The sequence below is a fragment of the Clostridium gelidum genome (assembly GCF_019977655.1).
GTDB classification, from domain to species: Bacteria; Bacillota; Clostridia; order Clostridiales; family Clostridiaceae; genus Clostridium; species Clostridium gelidum.
Window position 1 is genome coordinate 1,335,001 of the sequence record NZ_AP024849.1, and the last position, 24,556, is coordinate 1,359,556.

General features: G+C 31.0%; 14 protein-coding genes and 2 rRNA genes (1 of these 16 cut by a window edge). 14 read left to right on the plus strand and 2 right to left on the minus strand.

Going from position 1 to position 24,556, the window contains the following annotated elements; all coding sequences use genetic code 11:
- The 4 genes from psyc5s11_RS06045 to psyc5s11_RS06060 form a co-directional block, all read left to right on the plus strand.
- Positions 1 to 2,431 (plus strand): 23S ribosomal RNA (locus psyc5s11_RS06045) (it extends 481 nt beyond the left edge of the window).
- A gap of 136 nt (positions 2,432 to 2,567) precedes the next feature.
- Positions 2,568 to 2,684: ribosomal RNA gene (gene rrf, locus psyc5s11_RS06050) — 5S ribosomal RNA — on the plus strand.
- Between the two features lie 258 nt (positions 2,685 to 2,942).
- A complete protein-coding gene (locus tag psyc5s11_RS06055) occupies positions 2,943 to 4,691 on the plus strand; it encodes an amidohydrolase (RefSeq protein WP_224036723.1) in 1,749 nt (582 codons plus the stop codon).
- A gap of 305 nt (positions 4,692 to 4,996) precedes the next feature.
- A complete protein-coding gene (locus psyc5s11_RS06060; protein WP_224036724.1) occupies positions 4,997 to 6,286 on the plus strand; it encodes an O-acetylhomoserine aminocarboxypropyltransferase/cysteine synthase family protein in 1,290 nt (429 codons plus the stop codon).
- A 191-nt stretch (positions 6,287 to 6,477) separates the two neighbouring features.
- Here the strand turns inward: psyc5s11_RS06060 and psyc5s11_RS06065 are convergent, their stop codons facing one another.
- Together psyc5s11_RS06065 and psyc5s11_RS06070 are read right to left on the minus strand one after the other, a co-directional pair.
- Entirely contained in the window at positions 6,478 to 7,248 is a 771-nt protein-coding gene (locus tag psyc5s11_RS06065) for a response regulator transcription factor (protein ID WP_224036725.1), read from the minus strand.
- The gene (locus psyc5s11_RS06070; protein ID WP_224036726.1) at positions 7,226 to 9,103 is read right to left on the minus strand and encodes a cache domain-containing sensor histidine kinase; all 1,878 of its coding nucleotides are present in this window, start codon (positions 9,101 to 9,103) and stop codon (positions 7,226 to 7,228) included. The genes psyc5s11_RS06065 and psyc5s11_RS06070 overlap by 23 nt, the downstream gene beginning before the upstream one ends.
- Positions 9,104 to 9,332: 229 nt before the next feature.
- Between psyc5s11_RS06070 and psyc5s11_RS06075 the strand changes: the two genes are divergently transcribed.
- From psyc5s11_RS06075 to psyc5s11_RS06120, 10 genes are all read left to right on the plus strand, one after another.
- Positions 9,333 to 10,658, plus strand: a complete 1,326-nt coding sequence (locus tag psyc5s11_RS06075; protein WP_224036727.1) for an ABC transporter substrate-binding protein — start codon at positions 9,333 to 9,335, stop codon at positions 10,656 to 10,658.
- A gap of 73 nt (positions 10,659 to 10,731) precedes the next feature.
- Entirely contained in the window at positions 10,732 to 11,610 is an 879-nt protein-coding gene (locus tag psyc5s11_RS06080; RefSeq protein ID WP_224036728.1) for a carbohydrate ABC transporter permease, read from the plus strand.
- Positions 11,610 to 12,437, plus strand: a complete 828-nt coding sequence (locus psyc5s11_RS06085; RefSeq protein ID WP_224036729.1) for a carbohydrate ABC transporter permease — start codon at positions 11,610 to 11,612, stop codon at positions 12,435 to 12,437. Before psyc5s11_RS06080 ends, psyc5s11_RS06085 begins: the two co-directional genes overlap by 1 nt.
- A gap of 43 nt (positions 12,438 to 12,480) precedes the next feature.
- Complete coding sequence (gene yicI / locus psyc5s11_RS06090) at positions 12,481 to 14,829, plus strand: alpha-xylosidase (protein WP_224036730.1); 2,349 nt, start codon at positions 12,481 to 12,483, stop codon at positions 14,827 to 14,829.
- A 153-nt stretch (positions 14,830 to 14,982) separates the two neighbouring features.
- Complete coding sequence (locus psyc5s11_RS06095) at positions 14,983 to 17,109, plus strand: glycoside hydrolase family 3 C-terminal domain-containing protein (RefSeq protein WP_224038135.1); 2,127 nt, start codon at positions 14,983 to 14,985, stop codon at positions 17,107 to 17,109.
- A gap of 198 nt (positions 17,110 to 17,307) precedes the next feature.
- The gene (locus psyc5s11_RS06100) at positions 17,308 to 19,083 is read left to right on the plus strand and encodes a M3 family oligoendopeptidase (protein ID WP_224036731.1); all 1,776 of its coding nucleotides are present in this window, start codon (positions 17,308 to 17,310) and stop codon (positions 19,081 to 19,083) included.
- Between the two features lie 126 nt (positions 19,084 to 19,209).
- Positions 19,210 to 19,968, plus strand: coding sequence for an EFR1 family ferrodoxin (locus psyc5s11_RS06105; RefSeq protein ID WP_224036732.1), 759 nt, complete (start codon positions 19,210 to 19,212; stop codon positions 19,966 to 19,968).
- A 122-nt stretch (positions 19,969 to 20,090) separates the two neighbouring features.
- Entirely contained in the window at positions 20,091 to 20,525 is a 435-nt protein-coding gene (locus psyc5s11_RS06110; protein WP_224036733.1) for a MarR family winged helix-turn-helix transcriptional regulator, read from the plus strand.
- A 59-nt stretch (positions 20,526 to 20,584) separates the two neighbouring features.
- Positions 20,585 to 22,324, plus strand: coding sequence for an ABC transporter ATP-binding protein (locus tag psyc5s11_RS06115; protein WP_224036734.1), 1,740 nt, complete (start codon positions 20,585 to 20,587; stop codon positions 22,322 to 22,324).
- Complete coding sequence (locus psyc5s11_RS06120; protein ID WP_224036735.1) at positions 22,311 to 24,242, plus strand: ABC transporter ATP-binding protein; 1,932 nt, start codon at positions 22,311 to 22,313, stop codon at positions 24,240 to 24,242. The genes psyc5s11_RS06115 and psyc5s11_RS06120 overlap by 14 nt, the downstream gene beginning before the upstream one ends.
- Positions 24,243 to 24,556 lie beyond the last annotated feature (314 nt).

A 24,556-nucleotide genomic window follows, 5' to 3' on the forward strand; every position in this document is an offset into this window, starting at 1 on the left:
TAGTGAAGAAGTACCGTGAGGGAAAGGTGAAAAGAACCCCGGGAGGGGAGTGAAATAGAACCTGAAACCATATGCCTACAACCGATCATAGCACCTTATGTGTGTGATGATGTGCTTTTTGTAGAACGAGCCAACGAGTTACGGTATGTAGCGAGGTTAAGTACTTAAGGTACGGAGCCGAAGGGAAACCAAGTCTTAATAGGGCGACTAGTTGCATGCTGTAGACCCGAAACCGGGTGACCTATCCATGGCCAGGTTGAAGCGAGGGTAAAACCTCGTGGAGGACCGAACCACGTTGCTGTTGAAAAAGCATGGGATGAGCTGTGGATAGCGGAGAAATTCCAATCGAACTCGGATATAGCTGGTTCTCCTCGAAATAGCTTTAGGGCTAGCGTCGGAAAATGTGAGTAGTGGAGGTAGAGCACTGAATAGGCTAGGGGGCATAGCGCTTACCGAACCTTATCAAACTCCGAATGCCATATACTATCAGTCCGGCAGTCAGACTGTGAAAGATAAGTTCCATGGTCAAAAGGGAAACAGCCCAGATCGTCAGCTAAGGTCCCAAAGTGTAAGTTAAGTGGAAAAGGATGTGGGATTTCTAAGACAACTAGGATGTTGGCTTAGAAGCAGCCACTCATTAAAAGAGTGCGTAATAGCTCACTAGTCAAGAGATCCTGCGCCGAAAATGTCCGGGGCTCAAACTTACCACCGAAGCTACGGGTTTACAATTTATTGTAAGCGGTAGAGGAGCGTCGTAATCGGGCTGAAGTCGTACCGTAAGGAGCGGTGGACTGATTACGAGTGAGAATGTTGGCATTAGTAGCGAGATGTAAGTGAGAATCTTACAGGCCGAATATCTAAGGTTTCCTGAGTAAAGTTTGTCTTCTCAGGGTTAGTCGGGACCTAAGGCGAGGCCGAAAGGCGTAGTCGATGGACAATTGGTTGATATTCCAATACCACTATTATCGTTATTATCGATGGTGTGACGGAGAAGGATAGGATGTGCTAGCTATTGGATGCTAGTCTAAGCGTTTAGGGAGTTGGGATTGGCAAATCCGTTCCAACAATTCTGAGGCGTGATGGGGAAGGTTCTACGGAACCGAAGTATCTGATTCCATGCTTCCAAGAAAAGCATCTAGAAAGAGAAGTAGTGCCCGTACCGCAAACCGACACAGGTAGATGAGGAGAGAATCCTAAGGCCGACGGAAGAATTGCAGTTAAGGAACTAGGCAAATTGACCCCGTAACTTCGGGAGAAGGGGTGCCTGAGAAATCAGGCCGCAGAGAATAGGCACAAGCAACTGTTTAACAAAAACACAGGTCTCTGCTAAAGCGTAAGCTGATGTATAGGGGCTGACGCCTGCCCGGTGCTGGAAGGTTAAGGGGAATGCTTAGCACGTAAGTGCGAAGGTGTGAACTTAAGCCCCAGTAAACGGCGGCCGTAACTATAACGGTCCTAAGGTAGCGAAATTCCTTGTCAGGTAAGTTCTGACCCGCACGAATGGCGTAATGACTTGTGCACTGTCTCAACTGCAAATCCGGCGAAGTTGTAGTGCGAGTGAAGATGCTCGCTACCCGCGATTGGACGGAAAGACCCCGTAGAGCTTTACTGTAGCTTAGCATTGAATTTCGGTATTGTCTGTACAGGATAGGTGGGAGACTGGGAAATCAGAGCGTTAGCTTTGGTGGAGTCGTTGTTGGGATACCACCCTGATAGTATTGAAGTTCTAACTGGATGCCATGAAACTGGTGACAGGACATTGTTAGGTGGGCAGTTTGACTGGGGCGGTCGCCTCCTAAAATGTAACGGAGGCGCCCAAAGGTTCCCTCAGAACGGTCGGAAATCGTTCGTAGAGTGCAAAGGCATAAGGGAGCCTGACTGCGAGACCTACAAGTCGAGCAGGGACGAAAGTCGGGCTTAGTGATCCGGTGGTACCTCGTGGGAGGGCCATCGCTCAACGGATAAAAGCTACCTCGGGGATAACAGGCTGATCTCCCCCAAGAGTTCACATCGACGGGGAGGTTTGGCACCTCGATGTCGGCTCGTCGCATCCTGGGGCTGAAGTAGGTCCCAAGGGTTGGGCTGTTCGCCCATTAAAGCGGCACGCGAGCTGGGTTCAGAACGTCGTGAGACAGTTCGGTCCCTATCCGTCGCGGGCGTAGGAAATTTGAGAGGAGCTGTCCTTAGTACGAGAGGACCGGGATGGACTGACCTATGGTGTACCAGTTGTTTCGCCAGAAGCATAGCTGGGTAGCTAAGTCGGGAATGGATAAACGCTGAAAGCATCTAAGTGTGAAGCCAACCTCAAGATGAGATTTCCCATAGCGTAAGCTAGTAAGACCCCTTGAAGACTACAAGGTTGATAGGTCAGAGGTGTAAGTATGGTAACATATTTAGCTGACTGATACTAATAGGTCGAGGGCTTGACCAATTATTTAATCAAGTTGTAAATATACATTAATTCTATATGCAATTTTGAAAGAACATAGTTTTTTCAAAGGAAAACAAATTCTAACGAATTTGAATAAGTTCGTTCAACCAAATCATAGATTTGGGAACTCACTTAATCTCGTGACGATGGCATAGAGGTAACACTCCTTCCCATTCCGAACAGGACAGTTAAGGTCTATAGCGCCGATGGTACTGCACGGGTGACTGTGTGGCAGAGTAGGACGTTGCGAGGTAAATAAAAAAGATAGTTATTATAACTATCTTTTTTTGTTGTATAAAGAAATTACTTGCTAAGGCGGTATTTTTTATTTAGAAAATATAGCATAAATTGTATTGTCTCATTAGATAAATTATTTTACTAAACATTAATAAAGATAATATATTTTTAAATATATTATATAATAATGGAAATGCCTCATTCATTTAAATTTTATGAATATAATAAAGTATATTTGTAATTTATTGCTAAATAAGAGGGGTGTAACTTAATATTGAAGTTAAATAAAGAGTATTCTAGTAACGCTGATAAAATTTTTGTTAATGGAGTCATATATAGTATTGATGATAAAAACAGTGTTTATGAATCAATGGCTATTAAGGATGGACGTATATTGGCTTTAGGATGTAATGAAGAAGTAAGAAATTATTCTACTGATAAAACAGAAATAGTTGATTTGAAATTTAGAATAATGTTGCCAGGGTTTATTGATACTCAGTGTCACATACCAGAAAGAATAATGATGAAAAAGGATGCATTGTCTTTATTTGAGGCTGGTAATCCTTCCCAATACTTAACTTCAATTCAAAGCTACGTTGATGCTCATCCAGAAGAAAAGATAATTTATGGAGTAGGTTGGAAAAGCTCTGATTTTGAAGGAAAAGAAAATGATCCAAATAGATATATAGAAGTATTTAAAGGTCCAAATAAAAAGTGGCTTGAAAAGATAATAACTGATAAACCAATAGTATTAAAGGATTGTAATAATCATACCTTATGGTTAAATAAAGAAGCATTTGAGTATTTCAAAATAACTAAAAATACAAAACCTCCAGTTGGAGGCAAAATAGAATTAGATGAACAAGGAGAATTATGGGGTACATTAAAAGAAAATGCTATAAGATTGGTTAATATAGATAATGCTAAGAATTACAAAGATAATGAATACTTAAGTAGATTTATAAAATATCAGAATATTTTACATTCATATGGAATAACAACAATAAGTTTAATTGATGAGGAAGAATTAGAAATAACATTGGAACTTTATAGAAGGCTGGAAATAACTAATAAACTTAAGCTCAAAATAATCTATGGGTTTACCATTATGCCATATAGTGTATGTAAAAAAACTATATGTGAACAGATACATCAATTAAAAAGAAACAGAATAATGTATAAAACAGACCTATTCGATGTATCAATAGCAAAGTTTTTAGCAGATGGTATTATAGAAATGGAAACAGCGTATTTGTTTAAACCTTATGAAAGCATAGGTGAAAAATACACTGAAACTAATGGCATTTTTAAGTGGGATATAGTTGAATTTAAAGAGGCAATAACCATGGCAAATAGACTGGATTTTAATGTATTTATTCATGCAGTTGGAGATTTTGCTTGTAAATTAGCAATTGATGCAATAGACGATTCTGCTAATAATATGAAACATAGCTATAGAAATTCATTAATTCATATTGATTTGATAACTAAATATTATATAAGAAGAATGAAACTTTTAAATATAAATGCTATAATACAACCATTTTGGTTTTATAAGAATGTAAACTCAAGTAAAAATGAAGTACTAGTAATAGGAAAACAAAGAGCACACAGAGAATACCCAGTTAAATCATTAATTGATCAAGGAATTGTTACAGCAGGAGCTTCAGACCATGGAGTTACTGAAGAGTCTAGTCCATTAAATGCCATTGAATGTGCTATAATACGCAATTTATATGATTTTATCCCTTCAAGATATCCTGAAAAAGTAGATTTGAATGATACACGATATAGGTTAAACCCTAGTGAGAGAATATCAGTAATTGAAGCTATTAAAGTATTTACCATAAATGCAGCTTATGTACTAGGTAAAGAAAAAGAAATAGGAAGTTTAGAAATTGGGAAAAAAGCGGATTTCATAGTATTAGATAAAAATATATTTACAACAGAACCATTAGATATACATGATATTAATGTTGTTCAAACATATTTTAATGGGGATTTAGTTTATTTAAATGAATAAAATCAATAGCTAGTAGCTATTATGGAAAATGTTTATATATTAGTAACATTAAAAATAAAATTTAGTATCATAATTTGTTTTGGATATTTAATTTCTTTTAAGTATATTATTTTATGAGAAGCCTATTTTTGATAGAAATATTATTAAATAGGTTATTTTCAGTAAAATATAAATAAAATAAAAACTTTATTTATTGACATAAATAAATAATAGTAGTATTATCAAATCATAGTAAAACTATCATATATATATGGATTGTTAAAAATAAAAAATAAAAAGTATAAATAAATGGGGGCAAAAAAATTATGAGTAATAAGGAAAGAAAATTAAAGTTTGAAACATTACAATTACATGTAGGACAAGAAAATCCAGATCCAGCAACAGACGCAAGAGCAGTACCAATATATCAAACAACTTCATATGTGTTTAAAAATTCAGCACATGCAGCAGCAAGATTTGGATTAGCAGATGCTGGTAATATATATGGGCGTTTAACAAATTCTACACAAGATGTTTTTGAAAATCGTGTTGCAACTTTAGAAGGTGGAGTAGCAGGCCTTGCGGTAGCATCAGGAGCAGCAGCAATAACATATGCAATTGAAAATATAACAAAGGCAGGAGATCATGTAGTTTCGGCTAAAACTATATATGGGGGATCATATAATTTATTGGCACATACATTACCAACTTATGGTGTAACTACAACATTTGTAGATCCTACAGATTTAGCAAATTTCGAAAATGCAATTCAAGATAATACTAAATTAATATTTATAGAATCACTTGGAAATCCGAATTCAAATATTATAGATGTTGATGCACTTGCAGAAATTGCACATAAGCATAAAATTCCATTAATAGTGGATAACACATTTGGAACACCATATCTTTTCAGACCAATTGAACATGGTGCTGATATAGTTGTGCATTCAGCAACTAAGTTTATAGGTGGACATGGAACATCTCTAGGAGGTGTAATTGTAGATTCAGGAAAATTTGATTGGATAGGATCAGGAAAATTCCCACAATTAACAGAAGCAGATCCAAGTTATCATGGTATTAAATTTGCAGAAGCAGTTGGACCAGCAGCTTATGTAACAAGAATAAGAGCAATTCTACTTAGAGATACGGGTGCATGTATCAGTCCATTTAATGCATTTTTATTATTACAAGGATTAGAAACACTTTCACTTAGATTAGAAAGACATGTTGAAAATGCTTTAAAGGTAGTAGATTTCTTAAGCAATCATCCAAAGGTTGAAAATGTAAATCATCCATCATTACCTGATAGTGCAGATAATGCATTATACAATAAGTATTTTCCAAATGGTGCAGGATCTATATTCACTTTTGAAATTAAAGGTGGAGAAAAGGAAGCACAAGAATTTATTGATAAATTAGAAATATTCTCTTTACTTGCAAATGTTGCTGATGTTAAGTCATTAGTAATTCATCCAGCAAGTACTACTCACTCACAATTAAGTGGAGAAGAATTATTAGATCAAGGAATTAAGCCAAATACAATTCGTTTGTCTATAGGAACAGAACATATTGATGATATAATATATGATTTATCACAAGCATTCGAAGGTTAGACCTAAATTGAACTTAAAATAATTACAATTAATTTGAATCATATTAAAGACATCCTTTAATAGATAAAAAATAAAATATATAATTAACCCAATTAGAAGCTAAACAATTATTATAAGTGTTTAGCTTCTAGTTTAATTTTTTAGTACTGAACATTTTTTATTATGTTATTATGTACAGTAAAATATTAAAATTAACGGGTCATTAAATTTTTAATTCTATAATCACTCGGATAAACTCCGACATTGGATTTAAATACACGACTGAAATAAAAAGCATCTTTATAGCCAACTAATTCGCCAACTTTTTGAACTTCCAGATCAGGCTGATTAATTAAAAGTAGCTTTGCTTCGTTAATACGAATTTTTGTAATATATTTAATTGGAGTTTCACCAATATATTTTTTGAATAGTTTACTTAAATATTCAGTTGTAAATCCAAATTGATTAGAAATTTTATTCAATGAAATTGTGGATGAGTAATTGCTACGTAAATAAGTTTCCATTAATTTGCTTAGCTTTTCTGGTTTTAAACTATGGGGGTCAATTGAAAAGGATGATATTTCTTTATTTTCTGAGTCAAGTAGAATAAGGATATTTTGCAGCGCAGTATTAAGTTCTTCAAGTTTAATAGGCTTTAGAAGAAAATCTTTGGCACCATATTTTAATGCTGATTGAGCATATGAAAAGTCGTTAAATCCACTTAATATCATAGTTTTAATATGTGGATGATTGTCATGAATATATTTAAGCAGTTCTAATCCATCAGATTGTGGCATTTGTATATCTGTAATCACTAAGGATGGATAATGTTCTTTTACAAGAAATATAGCATCTTTTCCATTACTAGCCTCACCAACTAACTCAAGAGGAATAGATAGATAGTCAATTTTTTTTATTAAATTTTGTCTGATTAGATGTTCATCTTCAGCTACAATATATTTATATTTGTGTATATTGCTCATAAAAATCCTCCTTGCTTAAATAAATTGGACCACCAATTGTAAAGATTGTCTTACCTTTTTGAGAATTATCAATTTTGAAAATAGCATGTTCATTATATAAAAGGTGTAATCTTAAATATACATTTCTAAGTCCCATTCCACCAATTTTTAGTGTTTTCAACTCTTCATTTATATTGATATTATGGAAGGTAGATAAAAGTTTATTTTTATTTGTATCACTAAGACATCCGCCATTATCTTCAATATGAATTAGCCATTTTTCATCTTCTATATTAGAACTGATTTTTAGATTCCATGGAGGCGAAGAACTAAAGCCATACTTAAAAGCATTTTCCACAATAGGCTGCACTATTAATTTTGGTATTAAAATATCTTTTGTTGATTCTTCAATATTAGAATAATAAATAAAATCTTCTCCATACCTAATTTTCATACACTCAATGTATTTTTCTGTATATAAAACTTCCTGAAAGAGAGGAACTGCAGTTTCATCATATGTTGTAATATATCGAAAATAATCACATAATGCAGTGCATATGTTTATAATGTCTTCATTCATATTTTCCTCTGCCATAATGCTTATATTAGTTAAGTTATTGTACAAAAAGTGTGGATTAACAAGAGACTGAGTTGCTTGTAGCTTTGCTCGCGTTTCTTCCGATTTTAACAATAAAATTTCGTGGGAAGAATCTTTTAATTTATCATACATTTCTAAAAATGATTGACATAATTCAGAAATTTCTCGAATATTGCTGTTAGCAGAGGTTAGTATGGTTTCGTTTTCACTTAACACTCTACTGAGAGTTACTTTTTTTGTTGCACGAGTTAACTTGCTTAAGGGGGAAGTTAAACGACTTGATATAATAAAACATAAAAGTAAAGTGAAAAAAATTGAAATAATAATAATAATAACAAAACCTTCTTTAAATGAACTTAAAGACTTAAAGACAACGTATTTTGGTTCACTAGTAACAATTGTCCAATTATATGAGTCGATTTTTTGATAAGACATAAGAACGTTTTCTTTATTATAAGTATCAACAAAATATCCAACAGAAGGTATTAGATTATTAGTTTTTATAATATCTATGTAATCTGTGTTAGTAGTTAAATTTGATGCATATGGGTAAACTAATTCATTTTTTTCATTGTATACATAAAATGAAGTTGAAGGGTTTTTAATCTTTAATTCTGAAATTAAAGAAAAGATTACATTGGAATCTTGTAATACTTCAACAATGCCTTCTGGATCATTACTACTATTAAAAAATACACGAGTTAAAGAGAGAAAATTATCATCTGCTATATCTTTAGATTTTGTTGGTACATTTAATAATTTTGTAGTGGTTGAAATATTTTTAGCACCATTTTTTTCAATAGTTGAATTATACCATGGAATGGCTTGTAAATTAATATTTGTAACTCCTTGAAAATAACCAGAGCCGATACATGTTCCATTTAGGGTATAGAGATTAACTTGAGATGCAGATTGAAATGGACCAATAATCGCTGTAATAATATCATATATGGCTAAAACGTTTTCTCGTGATGAAGAAAAATTATCTGGTTCAATTTCATCAAGAATATTATTTTTTGCAAAGCTTGTAAAATTCTTTTTAATAGCATTAGAATATACAATATTCATAGATATAGTAGACATATTCTTAAGCTCTGTAGATACTGATTTGTGAACAGAGGCACAGATAGTTTCTGATTTTGTTTTTGCATCTTTATAAATATTCTTACTATAAAATGAATAGAAGCAAATAAAAAATAAGGATAATAATACAGTGACTAGAAGTCCATAAATAAAAAATAAATATACCTTTTGGGAATAATAAAGTTTTCGATTCATTATGATGCTCCTTTCAAAGTGTATTATATAATATTGTTCAAAAAAGTGCAAAAGGAAGTTCTATTTTGTCTATGTTTAATAAATTAATAGGATGTTATTATAAAGATGTACTCAATGTAAAGCATATCATTAAGTGGTTATAAGAAATAATGAGTAAGATGCTGATTTGGTATTTTTCAAACAGGTCTCAAAAATATATACAATATTATATAAAATGGAGGGGTAAATTATGAGAAAACGTTTAATAAAATTATTAAGTACTTTATGTATTACTATCATGGCAGGGGGTATACTTGCAGGATGCGGAGGAAATTCTAGTGGTGATGTAAAATCTTCAAGTAGTAGTGAAAAAGTGACATTAACATTTGGTTCACATCAATCGGGTCTTCCAACATCTGGGGTTGTACAGGAATTGGCAAAAGAATTTGAAACTGAAACGGGAACTAAAATTGATTTTCAAATTTCACCTGATGCTCAATGGCGTGATTTATTGAAAGTAAAATTAGATTCTGGTGAAGCACCAGATATTTTCTGTGCAGATGCTGATCCTTTGAATTTAGTAACAAGAGTGAATCCGGAAAAATATGTTATGGATGTATCAAAAGAAGAATGGGTAAGTAGAATGGATCCTAATGTTCTTCCTTCAATTTCTAATAATAATAAAGTCTATGGTATTACTTTCCCTGGAAAGAAGATGTACTTTTATGTATACAATAAAGAAATTTTTGAAAAATTAGGATTAAAAGTTCCTACAAATTATGAAGAATTTAAAAATGTATGCCAAAAGATAAAAGATTCTGGAGTTACTCCAATTTTTGAAGGAACTCAAAATGGTTGGCATCAAGTACTTCCTTTATTTGAAACAGGAGCTATGTACCAACAAAAGCATGAAGATTTATATAACAAACTTAATAAAAATCAAGTTGATTTAGATTCTGTAACAGAATTAGCAACTATTATTAAACAATTAAAAGAATTCTCTAATTTGGGATTCTATGGAGAAAATTATCTAAGCAATTCTGTTGAAAATGCTAAAGAAGAAATGGTAAATGGAAAAACAGCTATGTTTATAGCAGAATCTGCATGGAGAAGTGAAGTAAAAGCAGATTTTCCAGATTTTGATACTAATAAATTAGGTATTTTTGTAATGCCTTGGGGAGATAATCAAGCAATAGGAGTAAATCCAGCAAGTAATGCATATTTCGTTAATAAAAATGGCAAGCATACAGATGAAGCATTAAAGTTTCTTGCATTTTTAGCAAAACCTGAGAATTTACAAAAACGTTTAGATGGTCAACCAGGATTATCTGAAGTTTGTTGGCCAGAAATTCAATCAAAATATTCAAAAGAAGATCAAGCATATATTGATTCTTTAAAAAAGGGAATGGTTATGCAAGCTGGTGTTAAATATATTGATAGTCAATGGATGGATATTGGTAAAGATTTAGAAGCTATGTATACTGGAGCGTCAACTCCTGAAGATATTTTAAAAACAATTATGAATCGACGTACAGAACAAGCTAAACTACAAAAAGATCCAGATTGGAATAAATAAAAAAATTTAGTTATATATGAATAAGGTTTCTTCTTGTAGAAACCTTATTTATATAAAATGGAGGGATTTAGGAATGGATAGAAATAAATTATATCCATGGTATTTTACAAGTGGTGCATTAATTATATTCTTCATGCTTTGTTTTTTACCTGGAATTATTGGTATATTTTATTCTTTTACTGATTGGAATAATTTTACAGATAAAATTAATTTTACTGGATTAAAAAATTATATAGAAGTATTTCAAGGAAAACCAGAATATCGTACATATTTATGGAATACTGTTATGTTTACAACCGTTACAACTATTATGAAGACTGTTGTAGGACTAATATTAGCATTACTATTGACACAAAAAGTAATTAAATTAAAAAACTTTCATAGAATGGTTATTTTTTCGCCACAAGTAATATCTTATTTAGTAGTTGGTCTTGTTTTTAAAAGCATGTTACACCCACAAACAGGTTTTTTGAATAATTTTCTTAAATCTATTGGATTAGACTTTTTAGCAATGAATTGGTTAACAGATTTGAATACAGTTTTTCCTACTGTTATGTCAGTAGATACTTGGAAAGGTATGGGATACATAATGGTTGTTATTATTGCTGGATTAATGTCTATTTCTCCAGATTATTATGAAGCAGCAGAGATTGATGGCGCTACTTTTATGCAAAAGTTCCGCTTTATAACATTACCATTATTAAAACCAATTATTATAAATGTAACAATATTAAATGTAACATATGGGTTTAGAGTATTTGATATGATTTATTCATTAACTAATGGTGGACCAGGTAATGCAACTGGAGTAATAAATACAGCAGTTTATAAAGAATTCTCAAATGGAAATTATGCAATGGGTACTACATTATCGAGTATTTTATTCTTTGTTTTATTATTCTGTCTATATTTCATTATAAAATCTATGGAAAATAAGGAGGTTGAAATGTAATGTTTAGTTTGAAAAAATCTGTTAGTACTATAATAGTAAATATTATAGCGATATTTATTAGTTTAATTGTTTTAATACCTATGGTAGTATTATTCATTAATTCTTTTAAGACAAAAGGAGAATCAAACAAGATGTCTCTTTCTCTCCCAAAAGAATGGATATTTGAAAATTATAAAATAGTAATTGAACAAGGAAAATTAATTTCCTCCTTTTTTAATAGTCTTTTGTATGCCTCAGTTAGTTGTTTAATTATTACAATTGTTGTATCGGCAGCAGCTTTTGTTATAGCAAGGAATCGAAGAGGAATTAATAATTTTATATACTATTTCATTATTTCTGGTATAGCAATACCTATAAATAATGTTGCACTTATGAAAGTATTGCAAGTCTTTCATCTTGTGAATACTAGACCTGGTATTATTCTGATTTATGCGGCAATTAATATTCCACTTAGTTTATTCTTATCTTATGGTTTTATTTCAACAATTCCTAGAGAAATAGATGAAGCCGCAGTTCTTGATGGATGTGGACCAGTTAGATTGTTTGTTAGTATAATTTTACCACTATTAAAACCGATTCTTTCAACTTTATTCGTTTTGAATTTTATGGCTGTGTGGAATGACTTTACTATGCCACTTTATTATTTAAATAATTCAGCAAAATGGCCAATGACTTTAGCTGTTTATAATTTCTTTGGAGCGTTTGAAAATTCATGGAATTTAGTTAGTGCAGATATAATGTTGACATTGATTCCTGTTCTGGTTGTATTTATATTAGGACAAAAGTATATTGTTGGAGGAGTGGCAGCAGGATCTGTAAAAGGTTAATATAAAAAAGTATTATTAAAAATATATAATAGGAGTGGTTCATATGAAATTTAGTAATGGTTGTTGGATAAACAAGGCAGGATATCAAGTGTTTAGTCCTCAAGAGGTTTATAGTACTAAGATTGAAGAAGATGCATTAACAATATATGTACCTTGTAACAAAATAAATGGTAGAGGGGACACTCTTGGAGGACCTGTTATAACATATAAAATTTCATCGCCTATGGAAAATGTAATAAGAGTTAGAGCGTATCATTATATGGGAAAGAAAAAGAAAACTCCAAGTTTTGATATTTATGAAGCTGAAAATACTAAGGTGAAAATTGAAGATAATGAAAAAGACGTTTTATTTAAATCAGGAAATCTTAAAATGGTTATAAATAAAGAGTTATGGGCAATGAGTTTTTATAAAGGAGATAAAAAAATAACCTCCAGTATGTTTAAAAGTTTAGCATATGTAAAAACTTCAGAGGAAAGAACTTTTATGCATGTTTCAGATGATGACGTTTTTATGAAAGAAGAATTACAATTATCTGTAGGAGAATTAGTTTATGGATTAGGGGAAAGATTTACGCCGCTAGTAAAGAATGGGCAAAGTATTGATATATGGAATGAAGATGGCGGAACAAGTACAGAACAATCATATAAAAATATTCCTTTTTATATGACTAATAAGGGATATGGTGTATTTGTAAATCATGCAGAAAAAGTATCTTTTGAGGTAGGATCAGAGAAAGTTAGTAAAGTTCAATTTAGTGTTCCAGGAGAATGCTTGGATTATTTCATAATTAGTGGAGAATCCATGAAAGAGGTTATTGAAAATTATACAAGCTTAACTGGAAAACCAGCATTACTGCCAGCATGGTCATTTGGATTATGGCTAACAACATCTTTTACTACAAATTATGACGAAAAGACTGTAACTGAATTTGTAGATGGAATGGCAGAAAGAGATATTCCACTTAGAGTATTCCATTTTGATTGTTTCTGGATGAAAGATTTTAACTGGTGTAACTTTGAATGGGACACGCGAGTATTTCCAGATCCTAAAGGAATGCTAAAGAGACTAAAAGAAAAAGGATTAAAAATATGTGTTTGGATTAATCCGTATATTGGTCAAGAGTCAAAACTATTTGATGAAGGTATGGAAAATGGATATTTATTAAAAAAACCTAATGGTGATGTTTGGCAATGGGATATGTGGCAACCTGCTATGGGAATTGTAGATTTTACAAATCCAGATGCATGCACATGGTATTCAAATAAACTTAAAGAATTGATTGAGATGGGAGTGGATTGCTTTAAGACTGATTTCGGTGAACGTATACCGACTGAAGTAGCTTATTTTGATGGATCAGATCCATACAAGATGCATAATTATTATACTCAAATATATAATAAGGTAGTATTTGATACTATTAAAGAAAACATAGGAGAAAAGGAAGCCGTATTATTTGCAAGATCAGCTACAGCAGGAGGACAACAATTTCCAGTACATTGGGGTGGAGATTGTGAAGCAAATTATGAATCAATGGGAGAAAGTTTAAGAGGCGGATTATCACTTTGTATGTCTGGTTTTGGATTTTGGAGTCATGATATAGGTGGCTTTGAGAGTACAGCAACAGCAGATCTTTATAAGAGATGGGTAGCCTTTGGATTATTATCATCTCACAGTAGATTACATGGAAGCAGTTCATATAGAGTACCATGGTTATATGACGAAGAAGCTTGTGATGTAGTTAGATTTTTCACTAAGTTAAAATGCAGTATAATGCCGTACCTTTATAATATATCTAGTAATGCATCTAAAAAAGGTATTCCTGTTATGAGAGCTATGGTATTAGAATTTCAAGATGATCCAGCTTGCAGCTATTTAGATAAACAATATATGCTTGGAGATTCAATTCTAGTTGCACCTATTTTTAATGAAGATGGAGAAGCAAGTTATTATTTACCAGAAGGAAATTGGACAAATTTCATAAGTGGAAAGAAATATAATGGTGGCAGATGGATTAAGGAAGCACATAGTTATTTAAGTGTACCTATGATGATAAAGGAAAACAGTTTAATTGCTACTGGATATGAAGATTCAAAACCAGATTATGATTATAGAAATAATATATCAATTCAGGCATATGAATTAAAAGATAATATAAAAGCAAAAACTACTGTTATAGATATGAATGGTAATAAAACTCTTAAGGTAGAAGTTCTAAAAGAAGGATATCAAATTAGTGTTAAATCTACTGGAAGAGATGGTGATTGGACTTTAATATTAAAGAATGTATCAAATATAACTAAGGTTGATGGAGGAAAATTTATAATTGAAGGTGAGGATACTAAGATTTTATTAAACTCTGGAAATTGCAAATGCATATGTTATTTAAACTAATTAAATAGGAAGGGGAAACCCTTCCTACTTAGTTATAAAATATAGTAGAAAACTTGGAGGAAAGTAATGAAAAAAACAATTAATTCAGACTTCTTCTTAAAGCAAATAGATGCTGATTCAAGAGGGATAGAAGCTAATATTAAAAATGCAACCATGGTTGAAAATAAAATAGATGAAACAATATCAAAGCTTACATTGAAAGAAAAGGTTAGTATGTGCCATGGTGCAGGATTATTTAGAACACAGGGGGTTGAAAGACTAAACATTCTACCTATAAAAATGTCAGATGGACCAATGGGAGTAAGACATGAATTTCCAGATGATAGTTGGACACCGATTGGAAATTCTGATGATTATGTTACTTATCTTCCTTGTAATACTGCACTAGCTGCAACATGGAGTACAGATTTAGCTTATGAAGCAGGTGAGGTATTAGGAAAAGAAGCAAGGGGAAGAGGAAAGGACTTTATTTTAGGACCAGGAATAAATATTATTAGAAGTCCCCTTTGTGGAAGAAACTTTGAATATATGTCTGAAGATCCATACCTAACATCTAAGATGGCAGTGCCTTTTATAAAAGGGGTTCAGGAAAAAAATGATATTTCAGTATGTGTAAAACATTTTGCAGTTAATAATCAAGAAACAGAAAGATTAAATGTGGAACCGGAGTTAGATGAAAGAACTCTAAGAGAGATATATTTACCAGCTTTTGAGGCAGCAGTTAAAGAAGGAAATGCTTACGCTATAATGACTGCATATAATAAATTATTTGGACATTATTGCTCCCATAATAAATATTTAATAAAAAAAATATTAGAGGAGGAATGGGGATTTGATGGAGTTGTTATATCAGATTGGGGTGCAATACATGATACTGTAGAAGCAGCCAATGCTGGCATGGATATAGAAATGAGTGTTACAACTAATTTTGATGAATACTATTTTGCAAATCCTTTAATTAAGGCTGTAAAAGAAGGGGAAATTAGTGAAAAAGTTATAGATGAAAAAATAAAAAGAATTTTAAGACTGATGTATAAGATAAATATGTTTTCTGATAATAGGGAAAGAGGAGAGTATAATTCTGAAGAAAACAGAAAAAAAACCTTAGATATTGCTAGAGAATCAATTGTATTATTAAAAAATGAAAGACAAATTCTTCCGTTAGAAGACAAAAAAATAAAAACTTTAGGGGTAATAGGAGAAAATGCAAACATAACTCATTCTAATGGAGGAGTAAGTGCAGAAATAAAAGCTTTATATGAAATTACTCCACTTCTTGGAATAAATATGAGACTTGGTGGCCAAACTCAAGTAAAATATGCAAAAGGATATAGTAACAATAAATATCTAAAAGAGGAATTAATAAACGAAGCAGTAGAACTAGCAAAATCATGTGATGCTGTAATAATTATAGGTGGATTAAAACATATATCAGAAGACTTGGAGCTGGAGAATAACGGAATTACAGTAATTAAGAATGACAAAATAAAACGTAGAATTGATAGCGAGGGTTATGATAGAACAGATTTAGAACTTCCATATGAGCAAGATGATCTTATAAAAAGAGTTTTAGAAGTAAATAAAAATGCAATTGTGGTAATGTTAAGTGGATCACCAGTTAATATGACAAGATGGATAGATGATGCTTCAGCTGTTGTTCAAACTTGGTATAACGGAATGGAAGGTGGAACAGCATTGGCAGAAGTGCTTTTTGGAGATGTAAATCCATCTGGAAAACTACCTATAACTTTCCCAAGGAAGCTAGAGGATTGCCCAGCACATAAGATAGGAGAATTTCCGGGTGGGGAAAAGGTTAAATATAGTGAGGGTGTGTTTGTTGGATATAGATATTTTTCATCTTATGATATAGAACCACTATTTTGTTTTGGACATGGACTTTCATACACAAATTTCAAATATGAAGATTTACAAGTTTTAGTAGAAGGAGATAAAGATGATATAAATATATCTATTATTTTAAAAATATCTAATTGTGGTCAAAAGACAGGAAAAGAAGTTATACAAGTTTATATTAATGATGAAGAATCATGTGTAGAGAGACCTAAAATAGAGTTAAAAGGATTTTCTAAGGTTTCCTTAGAAGCTAATGAAAGTAAAGAAGTCAAAATAAAATTAGGTAAAAAATCATTAGCATATTATAGTATTGAAGAAAGTAAATGGGTTATTCAAAAGGGTAAATTCAATATATTTGTGGCTAGTTCCTCAATGGATATAAGATTAAAAGAACAAATTGATATAAAATCAACTTATAAATTTTAAAGCAGTAAAATTTAATTATTAGAATTAAGGATAAATAAAATAATGATATATAAATAAACTAGAAGCTAAACAACTATTATCAGTGTTTTCCTTCTAGTTTTTTATTAATATTATGATAATAAATTATTTTAATTAATGATACAATAAAAGGAAAGACAAAATAACAAAGAAAGTCAAATGATTTTAGGAGGAATTAACATGGAATTAAATTGGAGTTTAAAAGAAATATATTCAGCCTTTAATAGTGATGAATTTAAGAAGGATCTAGAAAAGCTTACTAAGGTTATAGAAGATATTAATATATGGGCTACGGATGTAACTAGAGATAAAGAAAATTTAACTAGAAAATTAGAAGAGTATATAAATAAATTTACAATAGTTACAGAGTTATCTAATAAACTTGGTATTTTTATAAATCTTAGCTTAAGTGTAAATACAAAAGATAAAGAGGCACTAAAGTATTCAGATATTTTAGAAAAGCTATTAACAAATTTAGTAGAGAGTTCTACGAAGCTTGAAAAATATATTAGTAATATAGATGGAATTGATGATATTATAAATAAATCTGAAGTGCTTAAAGAACACGAATTTGTTTTGAAGGATATAATTGAGCAAAGTAAGTATTTGTTGGGTGATAAAGAAGAAAATATAATAGCAAATATGAAGAATACTGGTTCTAATGCTTGGATTAAACTTAAGGATAATTTGATTTCAACATTAATGGTAGATATTGAAGAAGATAATGAAATTAAAGAAGTCCCTTTAACTATAGTTTTGAATATGGCTTATGATAAGGATTCAAAAGTAAGAAGGAAAGCCTACGAGGCAGAAATAAAATCTTACAAAAAAGTAGAAGAAGGGGTAGCGGCAGCACTAAATGCTATAAAAGGTGAGGTATTAACTGTTTGTGATGCACGAGGATATAGATCTCCTTTAGATAAAACACTTATAGATTCAAGAATGAATGAAGAATCATTAGAAGCAATGTTTTCAGCGATGAAAGAAAGTCTTCCTATTTTTAGAAAATATTTAAGAAGAAAAGGAGAACTGCTTGGACATAAAAATGGTCTGCCATTTTATGATTTGTATGCACCAGTTTGCGAAGCTGATATGAAGTTTTCCTATGAAGATGGAACGAAGTTTGTAGAAAAGAACTTTAGAACATTTAGTGATAATTTAGGAGATTTCGCCAGTAAAGCAATAAATAAAAATTGGATAGATGTTAAGCCAAGAGAAGGTAAAGTAGGTGGAGCCTTTTGTGAAAATCTACATTTTATTGGAGAAAGCAGAATACTATTAAATTATGGAGATAATTTTGGTGATGTAGTAACTCTAGCTCATGAATTAGGTCATGGTTTTCATGGAGAATGTTTAAATAATGAAACTACATTAAATTCAGATTATCCAATGCCAATAGCAGAAACAGCATCTACTTTTTGTGAAACAATAATTAAGAAAGCTGCAATTAAAGATGCAACTAAAGATGAAGCATTAACTATTCTTGAAACTGAAATTAGTGATTGTACCCAAGTAATTGTTGATATATATTCTAGATTCTTATTTGAAAAGTCATTTTTTGAAGCAAGAAAAGAAAGTGCCTTAAGCGTTGATGAAATAAAAGAACTTATGCTAAATGCTCAAAGAGAAGCTTATGGAGATGGATTAGATCCTAATTTTTTACATCCATATATGTGGACATGGAAACCACATTATTATGATGCAGAGTATAATTATTATAATTTTCCATATGCATTTGGATTACTTTTTGCAAAAGGATTATACGCTGAATATATCAAAAAGGGGAAGGCTTTTGCTGAAGACTATGAAAAATTGCTTTCAATTACAGGAAAAAATAAAATAGCTGATGTAGCAAAGGTTATGGGTATAGATATAAATGATAAGGAATTTTGGCGAAATTCTTTAAAGACAATTGAAGAAGATATAAAAGAGTTTATTGAGCTTAGTAATAAATAATATATAGAATTTATCAATTGGGATATGTTAATATATTTTTATGAAATAGATAAGGCGTATCCTAAAATAGCAAATTAGCATCGGTATGCGTAATTAAAGGAATATAATAATAGGAGGCGTTAAAACATGAAGATATTTTATAACTCAGCAACTGGAAATTCATTGTATGTTGCAAAAACAATAAGAGATGAAATCAAAGACTGTGAATTAATTTCTATGAGCAAAGCATTAAAAGAAAATAAAATTGAATATTATGAAGATGTAATTGGATTTATATATCCGATTCACTGTTCAGGATTACCAATTGTAGTTAATGAATTTGTTTCAAAGTTAAAAATAAATAAGGAAACATATATTTTTGCAATTGGAGTTACTGGAGGCGGTGGTGCAGATATTAGCTTCAGTCAAATAAACAAATTATTACCTAATAAAATTAAAATAAGTAATTACTGTACTATTAAATATATTTCAAATTATACAAGAGCAGGTAGGAATCCTTCAGAAAAAAGGGCTAAAGATGCAATAAAGGAAAATGAAAGTAAGTTATTGGAGTTTATAGAATCTCTTAAAAAAAGAGAGTGTAAAGAGAAAGACTTTAAAGGTGGAATTGGCATCTTAGGACATATAATGTGGAAAGATTATTATAAGAACAAAGACAAGAATTTTAATGTAAATGATAAGTGTATTGGATGCAATATGTGCGAAAAAGTATGCCCCGTAGATAATATTATAATGGAGAATAATAAACCAAAATGGTCTGGTAAATGCACTGATTGCATGGCATGTATAAACATATGCCCTAAAGAAGCAATAAATATTGGAAAATCTACTATTAAAAAAAATAGATACTTAAATCCATATATTAAAAGAGAAGAATTATTGTAAATTTAAAAGACAGCATGATAAACAAATTCATGCTGTTTTTAAACTGTGTCTAAGAATTGACAAATAGCATAATTTAAAATATAATTAGTTAGAAATCTAACAAAGTAGGAGTATGTAATTTTATGAATGATAAAGAAATACATATTGGTAAAAAAATAATTATATTATCTAAGAGAATTCATAGAAAACTAGATAAAGATACTTCAAAATATGGTATAACAGGTGTTCAAGGTAGAATACTTGGTTTTATAAAACATAATTCTGAGAAAAGAGATATATTTCAAAAAGATATGGAAGAGGAGCTTGATATTCGACGTTCTTCAGTAACTAGTGTACTTCAATTAATGGAAAAAAATGGATATATTCAAAGAATAAGTGTATCTAAGGATGCAAGACTTAAAAAGATAATTCTTACAGAAAAAGGCACAGAGATTCAAAGAAATGTAAAGAATCTTATTCTTGAACTTGAAAAATCTTTAATAGATGAATTAAGTGATGAAGAATTAGAGGTGTTAATTTCTTTAATAGAAAGATTATCTAACAAAATTGCTGATTAAGAGCAAATTTTTTTTTAAGAAGTATTAGTTAGAAACCTAACAAAAAAGGAGGAAAATTTATGATAAAAAAATTATTAAGCTATGTAACAGAATTTAAAAAAGACACAATTTTGGCACCAGTATATGTTGCTTTAGAAGTAGTAATGGAGACGATTATCCCCCTGTTAATGGCAATGATTATTGATAATGGGGTGAATAAAAAAGATATGAAAACTGTGACTATTGTTGGAGCGGCAATGTTAGTAGTATCATTTCTATCTCTTGCATTTGGTGTACTTGGAGGGAAACATGCAGCTAAGGCATCTACAGGCTTTGCTAGAAACTTAAGAAAAGGAATGTATTATAATATACAAAATTATTCTTTTTCTAACATAGATAAGTATTCTACAGCAGGACTTATAACAAGACTTACTACAGATGTAACAAATGTTCAAAATGCCTTCCAAATGATAATAAGAATGTTTGTTAGGGCACCATTTATGCTTGTATCAGCAACAGCAATGTGTGTTTATATAAATCCAAAATTATCGTTAATATTTGTAGGTGCAATTATATTTTTAGGAGTTATATTATATTTTATTATGACTAGAGTACATCCATATTTTGTGGAGGTTTTTAAGAAATATGATGATTTGAACGCTAGTGTACAAGAAAATTTAACTTCAATTCGTACTGTAAAGGCTTATGTAAGAGAAGAGCATGAAACAAGCAAATTTTATAAAGCTTCTGAAGTTTTATATAATTTCTTTATAAGAGCTGAAAAATTAATTATAATTAATGCCCCAGCAATGCAATTTACTGTTTATACTTGTATTTTACTTTTATCTTGGCTTGGAGCAAAGATGATAGTTTCAAATTCAATGACAACTGGTGAGTTAATGAGTTTATTTGCCTATACTACTAATATATTGATGAGTCTTATGATTCTGTCTATGATATTCGTAATGGTTATTATGTCAAAATCATCAGCTGAAAGAATAACTGCAGTTTTAAATGAAAAAAGTGATTTAACAAACTGTGAAAATCCAATTTATGAAGTAAAAGATGGCTCTATTACTTTTAAAGATGTTAATTTCTCATATAGTAAAAACATAGAAAATTCAGTACTTGAAGATGTGGACATAAAAATAAATTCTGGTGAAACTATAGGTATTATAGGTGGAACCGGAAGTGCTAAATCTACTTTAGTACAACTTATTCCAAGATTATATGATACAACAAAAGGAATTGTTGAAGTTGGCGGAGTTGATGTTAGAAATTACGACATAGAAACGCTTAGAGATGAAGTTTCTATGGTTCTGCAAAAGAATGTATTATTTTCTGGAACAATAAAAGAAAATTTAAGATGGGGTAATAAGAATGCTACAGATGAAGAGCTGATCGCTGCATGTAGACAAGCAGAGGCAGAAGAATTCATAGAAACTCTTCCAGATAAATATGATACTCATATTGAACAAGGTGGAACAAATGTATCTGGAGGACAAAAGCAAAGATTATGTATTGCAAGAGCGCTACTTAAGAAACCTAAAATATTAATTTTAGATGATTCTACAAGTGCTGTAGATACAAAAACTGACTCTCTTATTCGAAGAGCATTTAAAGAAACAATTCCAGATACTACAAAGATTATAATAGCGCAACGTATTTCATCTGTAGAAGAAGCAGATAGAATTATTGTATTAGATGATGGTAAAATAGATGGATTTGGGACACATGATGAATTATTAAAGACAAATGATATATATGCTGAAGTTTATGAATCTCAAGTGAAGGGAGCTGATAATAATGAGTCAAAATAATAAACCTAGACCAATGAGAGGACCAGGTAATCATGGACCAAGAGGTTCAGTAAAGGCTAATAAAGATTCACTGAAAATATTAAAAAGGCTACTCGCTTATGTATTTAAGGAATATAAGTTTTTATTCTTGATTGTATCCGTAACTATTATTATAAGTTCCCTTGCGAATGTTATTGGAACATTATTTTTAAGAAGTTTAATTGATGATTATATAGTTCCACTAATGAATAAAACTGGTGCAGATTTTGGACCATTACTTAAGATGATAATTACTATGGCAGTAATTTATTATGTTGGAGTTATATCAACATATATATATAGCCGTATTATGATTGTCGTTTCTCAAGGTTCTCTTAAGAAAATAAGAGATGATATGTTTTCTCATATGGAAAATTTACCAATTAAATTCTTTGATACACATGCCCATGGAGATGTAATGAGTCTTTATACAAATGATACAGATGCATTAAGACAAATGATTAGCCAAGGTATACCACAATTATTATCTGCTATTATTACTGTTATTAGTATCTTTATTTCTATGATTTATTTAAGTTTACCACTTGCTGGAATTCAAGTTTTAATAATATTATTAATGTTTAAAGTTACTAAAGTAATTGGTGGAAAAAGTGGAAAATACTTTGGACTTCAACAAAGAGATATAGGCGCAGTAAATGGATATATTGAAGAAATGATGGAAGGGCAAAAGGTTGTAAAAGTATTTTGTCATGAAGATGAAGCAAAAGCTAATTTTGATAAATTAAATGATATGCTTTTTGATAGTGCTAATAATGCAAATAAATATGCTAATATTTTAATGCCTATTATGGGTAACATCGGTTATATTAATTATGTTTTAGCTGCAATAGTCGGAGCAATTCTTGCTATTTCAGGATTTGCTGGATTTACCATTGGAGCACTTGCAGCTTTCTTACAATTAACAAGAAGCTTCAGCCAAACAATAAACCAAATGTCGCAACAATTTAATTTTGTAATTATGGCACTCGCTGGAGCAGAACGTATCTTTAAGCTTCTTGATGAAAAGAAAGAAATGGATGAAGGATATGTAACTTTAGTTAATGCAGAAGAAGATGAAAAGGGAGAATTAACTGAAGTTAAAAAACGTACTGGAACTTGGGCTTGGAAGCATCCTCATGAAGATGGAACAATTACTTATACTAAGCTTAATGGTGAAGTGGTATTTGATGATGTTGATTTTGGTTACAATGATGAAAAAATAATATTGCATAACATAAAGCTTTTTGCAAAGCCTGGACAAAAAATAGCCTTTGTAGGATCTACAGGTGCAGGAAAAACTACTATTACAAACTTAATTAATCGTTTCTATGATATTCAAGATGGTAAAATCAGATATGATGGAATTAATATAAACAAGATTAAGAAAGATGACTTAAGAAGTTCCCTTGGAATAGTACTTCAAGATGCGCATCTTTTCACAGGAACTGTTGCAGATAACATTAGATATGGTAAATTAGATGCAACCGATGAAGAAGTAAAAGCAGCTGCAAAACTTGCAAATGCAGATCAATTTATAAAACATCTGCCAAAAGGATATGATACAATTCTTACAGGTGATGGAGGAAATCTTTCACAAGGTCAAAGACAGCTTCTAACAATAGCTAGAGCAGCAATTGCTGATCCACCAGTTTTAATACTTGATGAAGCTACATCTAGTATTGATACAAGAACAGAAAAAATTGTCCAAGAGGGTATGGATAAATTAATGAATGGTAGAACAGTTTTCGTAATTGCTCATAGACTTTCAACAATTAAAAATTCCGATGTAATTATGGTAATGGATCAAGGTGAAATTATTGAAAGAGGTAATCATGATGCTTTAATTGAAGAAAAAGGTAAGTATTATCAACTATATACAGGAGCATTTGAATTGTCATAAATTATAGATACCCACAGTGGAACTAATACTTATGCCTACATCCGCCGAAATTGAATACATATTTATTCCGTAGGACTGTGAAAATTTCGCTGGAAGCATTCTAAATGGGATGTTGCACCCATTATAGTTTGCTCCAAATATAAAATTTGGACAAACTATAATGGAACAACCTCCCATTAAGAAGCTTCAGCAGCTTATTTTCAATGCCTACTTCATATTATGACCCTTGTGGTTACAAATATGTATCCAATTTCTCTGTTTGGATATGCTCCTAAGTATAGCAAATGTTGAATATAATACCAAGCATAAGTAAA